Source organism: Gemmatimonas sp. (genome assembly GCF_044345575.1).
In the GTDB taxonomy this organism is placed as follows: domain Bacteria; phylum Gemmatimonadota; class Gemmatimonadetes; order Gemmatimonadales; family Gemmatimonadaceae; genus Gemmatimonas.
Map to the genome: position 1 here is coordinate 1 of NZ_JBIJAW010000117.1, position 9318 is coordinate 9318.

The 9318-nt window shown below is 66.7% G+C and carries 8 protein-coding genes; 4 read left to right on the forward strand and 4 right to left on the reverse strand.

Annotated features, from left to right (window positions below; genetic code table 11):
- Positions 1–993 (reverse strand): carbohydrate binding family 9 domain-containing protein (locus tag ACIQ6O_RS08720; RefSeq protein ID WP_396207390.1); only part of this gene is annotated, 993 nt, incomplete at its 3' end.
- A 93-nt stretch (positions 994–1086) separates the two neighbouring features.
- Here ACIQ6O_RS08720 and ACIQ6O_RS08725 point away from each other — a divergent pair.
- Complete coding sequence (locus tag ACIQ6O_RS08725; protein WP_396207391.1) at positions 1087–1584, forward strand: paraquat-inducible protein A; 498 nt, start codon at positions 1087–1089, stop codon at positions 1582–1584.
- A gap of 21 nt (positions 1585–1605) precedes the next feature.
- Here the strand turns inward: ACIQ6O_RS08725 and ACIQ6O_RS08730 are convergent, their stop codons facing one another.
- Entirely contained in the window at positions 1606–2091 is a 486-nt protein-coding gene (locus tag ACIQ6O_RS08730) for a hypothetical protein (RefSeq protein ID WP_396207392.1), read from the reverse strand.
- 20 nt (positions 2092–2111) lie between these two features.
- On the opposite strand from ACIQ6O_RS08730, the gene ACIQ6O_RS08735 reads away from it, so the two are divergent.
- The 3 genes from ACIQ6O_RS08735 to ACIQ6O_RS08745 are packed head-to-tail and all read left to right on the forward strand — an operon-like array spanning position 2112 to position 6108.
- The gene (locus ACIQ6O_RS08735; RefSeq protein ID WP_396207393.1) at positions 2112–3194 is read left to right on the forward strand and encodes a DNA alkylation repair protein; all 1083 of its coding nucleotides are present in this window, start codon (positions 2112–2114) and stop codon (positions 3192–3194) included.
- 51 nt (positions 3195–3245) lie between these two features.
- Positions 3246–3734 carry a glutathione peroxidase gene (locus ACIQ6O_RS08740; RefSeq protein WP_396207394.1) on the forward strand — a complete coding sequence of 163 codons (489 nt, stop codon included), beginning with the start codon at positions 3246–3248 and terminating at the stop codon, positions 3732–3734.
- 55 nt (positions 3735–3789) lie between these two features.
- A complete protein-coding gene (locus ACIQ6O_RS08745; protein ID WP_396207395.1) occupies positions 3790–6108 on the forward strand; it encodes a carboxypeptidase regulatory-like domain-containing protein in 2319 nt (772 codons plus the stop codon).
- Positions 6109–6187: 79 nt separating this feature from the next.
- Here ACIQ6O_RS08745 and ACIQ6O_RS08750 read toward each other — a convergent pair whose 3' ends face one another.
- Positions 6188–7435: a RagB/SusD family nutrient uptake outer membrane protein gene (locus tag ACIQ6O_RS08750; protein ID WP_396207396.1), complete on the reverse strand. Its 1248-nt coding sequence runs from the start codon at positions 7433–7435 to the stop codon at positions 6188–6190.
- A gap of 11 nt (positions 7436–7446) precedes the next feature.
- On the reverse strand, positions 7447–9318 hold a 1872-nt coding region (locus tag ACIQ6O_RS08755; RefSeq protein WP_396207397.1), incomplete at its 5' end, for a TonB-dependent receptor domain-containing protein.

A 9318-nucleotide genomic window follows, 5' to 3' on the forward strand; every position in this document is an offset into this window, starting at 1 on the left:
CCGCCGCTCGGGGAGGAACACGTTGAAGCGTGTGAGGTTCACCACCTGACGGTCCACGTCGGCCTGCGCGAAGTCGGTGTTCACCGTGGCTTCGAGCAGACTGTTCGCCGAGGGCGCCCAGATGATCTCGCCGCCGACATCACCGGTTCGTCCGTTGAACGCGTTGGTCGCGCGATCGGTGACGCTCGTGCCGAGCACGTACGGGCGCACGCGGATGTTGGTGCGCGGCGGTGGCGGCTTGATGGAGTCGAGCACGCCGCCGTACGAGATGCGCCACGACGAGAGCTGCCGCGGATACGGCATCCACGCGCTCCACTGCGCGACGCGTCGCGTATTGCGCACGAAGTTGATGTCCCAGCTCGTTAGCCCCGGGGTGTAGCGCAGCGAACGCCACGGAATGGAGAACTCCGCCGTCCAGCCGCTGTCGGCGCGCGTGGTGCGCACCTTCCACAGGGCATCCCAGTTGAAGTTGAACGCGTCCCCTCCGTCGAACGCCTGGACATCGGCCTGTGAGCCGAGCGGCGTGGTGGAGAACTGGAGGACGGTGCGGCGGTCTCCCAGCGGACCGATGCTGGCGCCGAAGACGTCGTTCTCGGGGGGCTCGAAGTCGCGACGGAGGTCGGGCATGCGCAGGGACTTGAGTCCCGCGCTGTCGCGGTTGAAGGCGCCGATGTAGAGGTTCTCGTCGTCGAACAGCACGCGCACTTCGGTGGGGTAGCGCGTGGTGGGTACGTAATCCGGGCGCGCCTGCGCGAAATCGCCGGCCACCGGTGCGTTACGCCAGTCGGGTTCGTCCAACTTGCCGTCGATCGTCAGTCGGGCGACCGCGCGCCGTGCGACCAGTCGCTTGCGCGTGCTGTCGGTGGGCTCGGGGACGGTGGACGGCTGTCCCGCGAGGAGGCGCGGGGCGGCCGTGCCCAGCAGCAGCGCCGCCGGTACGAGGAGCGCACGACAGGCACCACGTGCCTTTCGGGAAAATGAAACCTGACGCATCCGCGCAAGGTACGGTCGCCCACCGGCTGGTGTCCAATGGCTGGTGTCCAATGGCTGGTGTCCAAGGACTGGTGCTCACGCTACCCTTCGGCCATGTCCAAACGGAATCTGTTGGCGGTGGGACTCACGCTCGTGTCCCTCGGGCTGCTGTGGCCTGGGCTGGTGGAGCCGGTGCTCACCATCCGCGCCACGATCGAGCTGTTCGGCAGCGAACGCGAACTCACCAACGAGACCCGCAGCGTCATCGGGGCTATTCGCAGTCTCCATGGCTCGGGGAACGACTTCGTGGCCGGGCTCATCCTGCTGTTCAGCGTCATGGTCCCCGTCACCAAGGCCGCACTGCTCGTCCCCATTTTCGCCGGGCGCGGCTCGGGCTGGTCCTATCGGCTGTACCGGTTCGTGCAGGCGCTCAGCAAGTGGTCGATGGCCGACGTGTTCGCCGTGGGGATGCTCATCGCCCTGCTGGTCGCGAAGGGCACGGCCAACCTCTCGGCCGTGGCGGGGCAGGGCTTCTATTTCTTCGCGGCGTACTGTCTGGTGTCCAATGCGGCGTTCCAGGCGCTCCAGATCGAGCGCCCGGATGCCGGCTGAGCGCGCGACCAGCGACTGACGTCAGCGCCCGCGCGGTTTCGCGGCGGCCGGCAACGCCGGTTTGGCGGGTAATGCGCCCGGGGCAATCTTGAACTTCGCCACGGGCTTCCCGTCGAGATTCACGAACCCTTCGATGGTGCCGTTGGCGGCCACCATCCCGTCGTGTTCGAGGAGCTTCCCCTCACCGGCGGTCACGCGGAAGCGCAGCTTGGCGCCGTCGCGCACCACCTGACTGATCGTCCCTGAACCCTGACCGGGGACCACGGCGGTCCCCGTGATGGCGGGCGCGGTGCCCTTGAACAGATAGCTCACCGGCACGACGAGGGTGCTGTCGCCCAGCGGAACCGTGGCGGTACCGGCGTAGCTGCCGCTGATGCCCTCGGCCTTTGCCGGGGCCACGACACGCGTTTTGCCGGCGCCGGAACGCGTAGCGGCAGGCTGCGCGTGGGCCGGCGTGGCGGCGGACGATACGATCAGCAGCAGGGCCGAAGCGGAGAGAGCGCGCATGGCCGTAAACTACACCGCACATGCCCGAACCGTTCAAGACGTTCCTCAACGAATCGCTCGTGCGCGATGCCGCACGTGAGCTCGCGCGCACATCGCCCACGTTCAAGGCCACGGCGTTCGTTGCCGATGTGATCCCGTCTCTCGAGCCCCTCGAGCTCAAGGCCCGGGCGATGCTCATTGCCGATGCGCTGGAGCGGCACCTGGCCCCCGACTTCGATACGGCGGCCTCGCACCTCGAGCGCACCACCGCGTTGCGTGGCTGGTTTCTCTGGTCGGCTGGCGAGTTCGTGGCGCGCCGTGGCCTCGACACCCCCGAGCGCGCGCTTGCCTGTCTGCGCGAGCTCACGCAACGCTTCACGGCGGAGTTCGCGATCCGGCCGTTTCTCGTGCGACATCCCGAGCGGACGTTCGCCACGCTGCATACCTGGCTCGCGCACGAGTCGGAACATGTGCGTCGCCTCGTGAGCGAGGGCACGCGTCCACGCCTGCCGTGGGGGATGCAGCTCAAGTCGCTGATCGCCGATCCGTCTCCCTCGCTGCCGCTGCTCGAGGCGCTCCTCGATGACGACAGTGCCTACGTGCGGCGCAGTGTGGCGAATCATCTGAACGACATCGCGAAGGATCATCCCGCGCTGGTGACCGCCTGGGTGGAGCGGTTCCTGCCTCACGCGCCGCCGGCGCGCGTGGCCCTCCTGCGTCACGCGAGTCGGACGCTCATCAAACAGGGCAACCAGCGCCTGCTGACGGCCTGGGGGCGAGGCACGGCACTCTGTGGCACTGCTGCGCTCACGATTACGCCTCGGCGCATGCTGCTCGGCGGACACGTCACGCTCACGGCCACGCTCACCTCGAGCTCCCGGGCCCCGCAGCCACTCACGGTGGACTACGTGGTGCATCACGTGAGAGCGGACGGCCGCACGTCGCCCAAGGTGTTCAAGGGATGGAGTGCCCGTCTCGGGGCCGGCGAGACGGTTACGCTCGAAAAGCGGCATGTGGTGAAACCCATCACCACGCGACGTTACTACGCCGGCCGGCACCGCGTGGAACTGCAGGTGAACGGGCAGGTGGTGGCCGAAGCGCACTTCACCCTCCGCATTCCCTGATCCCACCCGGGCCCAGTGCCTTTCGCCGACGAGTCGTGCGAAATTTGGCCCATGCCCAACATCACGGATTTCGATCTCGTCGCGCTCGATGGCTCGCCCATGCCGCTCTCCCACTTCAAGGGGCGCGTGGTGCTCATGGTCAACGTGGCGAGCATGTGCGGGTTCACGCCGCAATACACCGGACTCGAGCAGCTCTGGCGCACCTACAAGGCGCGCGGGCTCACCATCATCGGCTGCCCGTGCGACCAGTTCGGGCACCAGGAGCCGGGCACCGAAGCCGAAATCGGCGCGTTCTGCAGCAGCAAGTACGACGTGACGTTCCCGCTCTCCGCCAAGCTCGAGGTGAACGGCGACGCCGCCCATCCCCTCTGGTCGTGGCTCAAGCAGTCCGAGCCCGGTGTGCTGGGCACCACGTCAGTGAAGTGGAATTTCACGAAGTTTCTCGTGGGACGCGACGGCACGGTGATCGGGCGGTACGCCCCCACGGCGACCCCCGAATCGCTCATCAAGGACATCGAGACGGCACTGCTGGCGCAGTAACCCTCGCCGACGGGCGCGGCCAGCACACGCCGTCCATCACCCGTCGGAATTATTCATGATGCGTGTGTGCATTGCGGCGCTCCTCGGCCTGCTGGCCGCGCTTTTGCCAACCGGGAGCGCTGCCGCGCAGGTCCCCGCCGCCACGGGCTCCATTACCGGCCGCGTGCTCGAAGCAGTAACGGAAGCACCGATTGTCGGTGCCACGGTGCGCGTGATCGGGCAGGAGGTGGCCGCACAGAGCGATGGCGGCGGCCGCTTCACCCTGCGCGGTGTACGGGTGGGTATCGCCACCATCGAGGTGCGCCGGCTCGGGTTCGCCCCCGTGCAACGTGGCGATATCGTGGTGTCGCCGGCGAAGCCGGCCGAGGTGACCGTGACGCTGCGGGCGGTCGACGTGCAGCTCGACGCCGTCACGGTACGCCCCGAGGCGTTCCCCGCCCAGATGCCGGCGTCCATGCCGGTGTCTACGCAGCGATACGACGCGGAAGAGGTCCGGCGGCAGCCCGGCGCGCAGGAAGACGTGCTGCGGGCCATCTCCATCGCACCGGGCGTCGGCGTCACGAGCGCCGCCCGCAACGATATCGTGGTGCGCGGTGGGGCGCCCTTCGAAAACCTGTTCGTGGTGGACAATATCGAGGTGCCGAACATCAATCACTTCGGCTCTCAGGGGTCCACCGGCGGGCCTATCTCCCTCATCAACATCCGCTTCGTCGAAAGCGCCTCCCTCTCGGCGGGCGGCTTCGGCGCGCGATTGGGCGATCGCACGTCGTCGGCCACGACCATCACGCTGCGCGAGGGGAACCGCGAACGCCTGGCCGGTGAGGTCAATGTGGCCGCCACCCAGTTCGGTGCGGTGCTGGAAGGGCCGCTGGGGAGCAAGGGATCGTTCATCGCGAACGTCCGTCAGAGCTACCTCGATCTCCTCTTCAAGGCCATCGGGCTCAGCTTCATTCCCAGCTACACCGACGCCACGGTGAAGGCGACGTGGCGGCCCAACCGGCGGGATGCGTTGAGCTTTCTCACCATTGGCGCGCGCGGCACGATCTCTTTCGACAACAGCACCGATTCGGCGCGCGTGAACAACTCGCAGGTGCTGGCGCCGGCGCAGGATCAGTACTTCAGTGGCCTCACGTGGAAGCGGCTGATCAGCAAGGGCGTCGTGACCACCACGCTGGGGCGCACGTACACGCGGTACGTCACCGCACAGCGCGACAGTCTGCTGGTGCCCATTCTCGAGAGCCGGTCGCGCGAGGGGGAGAATTCGCTGCGCACCGACGTGACCTTCATGGCGTCACGGCGGCTCGAGGTCGAAACGGGCACCATATTCAAGTACGCGAGCCAGCTGCGCTACGATGCCACGCTCGCCGGCTTCACGCGTCGCGACCAGACGGGAGCGCCGCGCGCGCTCGTGGTCGACACCAGCTTCACGGCGCTGCGCAATGGGAGCTATGTGCAGGCCACGTGGCAGCGCACGCCGCGGCTGCGCCTGTCGGGTGGGCTCCGCGGCGATTGGTATGGTTTCCTCGACAACGCCGTGCGCATCGCGCCACGTGTGAGCGGGAGTCTGCAGCTCAACACCACCACCACGCTCTCGCTATCTGGAGGGCGCTACTGGCAGGCCCCCAGCTACATCTGGCTGGTGGGTGATGCCGGCAATGCCGCGCGGCTCAAGCCGTTCCGCGCCGATCAGGTGGTGGCTGGTGTCACGCGCCTCGTGGGGAGCGATCTCAAGGTGCAATTCGAGGTGTACGGCAAGCGCTATGGGGACTACCCCGCGCGTCGCTTCCGCCCGCAGGCTGTGCTCAGCCCGGGTGGATTCGATGATGCCACCACCGATATTCCGTTTGGCCTCGAGCCACTGCAGAGTACCGGCACCGGGTCGGCCTACGGCGCCGAAGTATTTCTGCAGAAGAAGCTGGGCGCCAGCCCGTTCTACGGGCAGCTCAGCGCGAGCGTGAACCGCACGAGCTTCACCGGAGTGAACGGTGTGGCCACCCGCGGGGCGTTCGATACGCCCGTGCTGGCCAACGGGGTGTTGGGGTGGCGCCCCAATGCGAAGTGGGAGGTGGCCATGCGCGTCCGCGGCGCGAGCGGCCTGCCGTACACGCCGTTCGTGGAGAGCGGGGCGCTTGCCGGTACGCTCGACTTCATGCGCTACAATGCCGAGCGTATTGATCCGTTCTTCGCGGCCGACCTTCGTATTGATCGACGCCTGCTGCTGGCCAACCGGCAGTTCATCGCCTTCATCGATCTGCAGAATGTCACCAATCGCGCCAATACTACCGCGCCGATCTGGAATCCCCGCCTACGCCGTGTGGAGGCCAATGCCAGCGTGGGGCTCCTACCGTCGATCGGCTTGAACTTCGAGTTCTGATCGCGCGGCTCTGCACCACATACAATACGGCCGCCGGATGCATTGCATCCGGCGGCCGTTTCGTCCTGCTATCCGAAACTCAGCGGAGATTCGGGTTGGTCTCGAGCTCCGACAGCGGGATCGGGAAGCAGAGGTTGCGACCCGTCATGTTCTCCTGCTCACCCGGCCGATTGAGCGCGGCCCAGCGGCGGAAGTCACCCATGCGACGCCCTTCGAGCCACAGCTCGATACCACGCTCGCGCTTGAGCGCCGTCCACGCGTCCGCGGCGTTGCTGGCGGTCCACAGCGGCAGGTTCAGCGCGGTGCGACGCAGGTTGAGCTTGGCCATGGCCCCGCTCACGTCGCCGCCCACGAGCAGTGCCTCGGCCTCGATGAGGCGCATCTCCCAGCCGCTCGACAGGTTGATCGACGACTCGCGCACGGGGTACTTCGTCTGGAAGTACCAGCGCACCTGACCGCCGAGGCTCGTCACCGCCGCGTCGCCGAAGCGCACCGTCAGGCTCGAATCGTACGCCACGCGCGGGTCACGCGTCGTGCGACGGTAGTTCTCGTAGAACGTGCCCCACACCGTGTGGGCGCGGTACGGCTGGTTGGCCGACGCCCAGTAGATGCGGTTGTACTGATCCACCGTGTTCACGAAGTACGGCATGCGGTACACGAACGCGTTGTTCGTGATGAGCCCCGCATCGGCCGCCGCACCGGCGAGGTTGCCACGCAGCAGGCGCACCGAAGCGCGGCCTGCCGTCGCCACGTCGCGGAGCGTCGCATTGTTGGCCGCGCTCGCGACGGTGATTGCCTCGGTGAACGCCGCTTCCGCGCGATCGAGATACACGGTGTTCGGCTGCTTCGGCCCACCGTCGATCACCGCGTCGCAGAAGTTTTCGGCCAGGTGGCGGTTCGAGTAGCCCACCCAAATGAGGCCTTGGGCGAGCGTGGCGCTGTTGGTCGCACCGGCTCCCAGCACTTCCTTTACGCGCTTCACGCCACTCTCGGCGGTCCAGCGCGCGCGCTGGGACAGGTTCCACCACTCGTTGCCATCGTCCGGGGACAGGATGCCGAGCTGCTGGCGCACCGAGATGCCGAACGCGGCGGTCGATCCGGACGGCAGCACTTCGCGCGTTACGGCGGCGCTGGTGTACGACGTCCAGTTGAGACCCTCCGCCAGGTCACGGCCGGCGCCGTTGACGATGGCGGTGAGCGCCGCGGGGTTGTCGAGGAAGACCGCCTGAATGGGGCCCGGGTTGGTGACTTTCAGATCGCAGCCGGCAGCAAGAGCCAGAGCCGCGACGGGAGCCGTGCGCACGAAGGCGCGAATGTTCATCGTCATGGTCGGTGGCCTCAGAACGAGATGCGCAGGGACGTCAGGAAATTCGCCGCCGCGGGGATGTGCTCGGAGATGTAGCGCACGCCCACGTTGAAACCGTCGTTACCCGACATTTCGGGGTCGAACAGCGGCATGCCGAAGTTGCGCCGGAAGACGTTCTGCGCCGACAGCACGAGCGAGCTGCTCGCCGTGTGCGGAATGAGCTTGCCGAGGGGCACGGTGACGGTGATGTCGCGAACCTTGAAGAAGTCCGCCGGGAAGATGAACATGTCCTGACGCGCGTTACGCGGAATGCACGTGAGTGTCTCGCGCGGCGACAGCGGCTGGTTGGCCGCGATGGCGGCGTAGGCCCGCGTGCACGTGGGCCACAGCACCGAGCGCGAGAGCGCCTGGAAAGAGGCGTCTTCGTTGATGAAGGCACCACCCTGATACTCGCCACGGGCCGAGATGTTGATCCCCTTCCACGTCGTGATGTTGAGCGACGGCGAGACGATCAGCGTCGGCTGCGACGGCCCGAAGGTGTGGTTGAATACCGTGTCGACGGCCGCACCGATCTCATCAGCGTTCTTGATCAGACGGCCACGCAGTACGGGCGCCGGCTGGCCTTCGATCACCCAGCCGAAGTTGCCCACGCTGAACGAGGGCGCACCACCAAGGCTGAGCACCTTGCTCTGGTTGGTGCTCACGTTGAGGCCGGCCTTGATGTCGAGGTTCGTCTTCTCCAGCAGCGTGGCGTTGACGGCCGCCTCGATACCGCTCTTCTCGATCTTGCCCGCGTTGCTCAGCGAGCTCGCGAGGAAGCCGTTCGTCGGCACGTTGCGCACGAAGAAGAGCGCGTCGTCAGTCACGGCCTTGAACCACGTGAAGTCCACGCTGAAGCGGCCGTTGAAGAGCGTGTTGTCGAAGCCGATTTCGGTTTCGGTCGTGCGCTCGGGGCCGAGGTTCGGGTCGCCGAGGTTGAGCGGACGCACGGCGGGGGAGGTGCCCCAACCGACCGGATCCCACGTCTGCACGGCGGCGAACGCCGTGGGAGCGCGGCCGGCCTGACCATACGCCGCACGCAACTTGAGCGTGCCCAGGTTCTCCTTCCAGAAGCCTTCGTCGGAGACAACCCACGAGGCCGAAGCCTTGGGGTAGGTCTGGAAGCCGAAGTCCTCACCGAAGGCGCTGTTGCCGTCGACGCGGGCGCCGACCGTGACGAAGTACTTGTCCTTGAGGCCGAAGAGCGCCTGGGTGAAGGCACCACCCGTGATGTTCTTCAGGCGGTTTTCATCGGCGTTGCGCAGCGAGCCCGAGGCCACGGTGGGGTTCGTCGGGGCCGGGTAGTTCTCGGAGTAGGCGACCACGTCACCCACCACCGAATTGATGTACTGCGAACCGGCCGAGAAGGTGGCCTTCAGGTCGTCGCCGAACTGCATCTCGTAGTTATTGGCCCAGTCCAGGCTGATGATCTTGTTCTGCCAGACCTGATTCTGGATGATGCCGAGCGCGGCACCCGGGAAGCCATACGGACGCACGTTGCGGTTTTCGATCGCCGACCGGTCGAAGCCGAGCACGAGGCGGCTCGAGAAGCGCTCGAACGGCGTCCACGTGGTGGTGGCGCCCATGAGCAGGCGGTCGATGTTCGAGTTGAGCTTCTGGCCGTACACGAGCTTGATCGTGTCCGGGTTGGCGTTGCCGAAGTAGTTGCGGTTCTGGCGGAACGCGTTGAGCGTGACGCCCTGCGCGTTGTTGCCGGCCGGCGTCTGCGAGATGAGCGAGTTGTTGTACGCCGTGTTCCAGCTGAACTGCATGTTCTTCATCGGGCTGAAATCGACGTTCGCGCGCACCTGGTACTTGCGCTCGTTGTCGAGCTGCAGCACGCCGTCGCTGTTGTCGGCGCCGAA

Excerpts from the sequence above, each read along its gene's own strand:
- ACIQ6O_RS08730 (WP_396207392.1), bottom strand. The coding sequence starts at position 2,091 with ATGCGCGCTCTCTCCGCTTCGGCCCTGCTGCTGATCGTATCGTCCGCC.
- ACIQ6O_RS08735 (WP_396207393.1), top strand. The coding sequence starts at position 2,112 with ATGCCCGAACCGTTCAAGACGTTCCTCAACGAATCGCTCGTGCGCGAT.
- ACIQ6O_RS08740 (WP_396207394.1), top strand. The coding sequence starts at position 3,246 with ATGCCCAACATCACGGATTTCGATCTCGTCGCGCTCGATGGCTCGCCC.
- ACIQ6O_RS08725 (WP_396207391.1), top strand. The coding sequence starts at position 1,087 with ATGTCCAAACGGAATCTGTTGGCGGTGGGACTCACGCTCGTGTCCCTC.
- ACIQ6O_RS08750 (WP_396207396.1), bottom strand. The coding sequence starts at position 7,435 with ATGACGATGAACATTCGCGCCTTCGTGCGCACGGCTCCCGTCGCGGCT.
- ACIQ6O_RS08745 (WP_396207395.1), top strand. The coding sequence starts at position 3,790 with ATGATGCGTGTGTGCATTGCGGCGCTCCTCGGCCTGCTGGCCGCGCTT.